The sequence below is a fragment of the Rhodococcus sp. T7 genome (assembly GCF_009872365.1).
In the GTDB taxonomy this organism is placed as follows: Bacteria; Actinomycetota; Actinomycetes; order Mycobacteriales; family Mycobacteriaceae; genus Rhodococcus_F.
The window spans coordinates 1,659-2,001 of record NZ_WXYH01000390.1; the positions used below are offsets into that span (position 1 = coordinate 1,659).

The window sequence follows — 343 nt, forward strand, 5'->3', positions numbered from 1 at the left end:
CGCATGCGAACTTCCTGCACAACGATCTGATGCGCCGACTGGCAGGCGGCGGCGACTACACCGGCGGCGGCGGCCTGCAGAACCTGACACTCGTGGACGGCGCCCCCACACTGGAGATCCAAAACCTGCCCTATGGATTCCAGTACGCAGCCATCCGCAATGCAGTGTCGGACGGCACGCCGATGCATTACGTGAGGACCACCCAGTTCGTCGCCCCGAACTGGGCCCTCTTCTCCGCGCCCGAGGGGTGGGCATTCACTCAGGTGTTCGTGCCGGTCGACGACGAGAACACCATCTTCTACTTCATCCACGCCCGGGAGGGCGACGAGATCATCGACGAGCC

1 protein-coding gene is annotated in these 343 nt (G+C 64.1%); it reads left to right on the forward strand.

Annotated elements, in window-relative coordinates; genetic code table 11:
* Positions 1-343 (forward strand): hypothetical protein (locus MLGJGCBP_RS51195; RefSeq protein ID WP_201453377.1); only part of this gene is annotated, 343 nt, incomplete at both ends.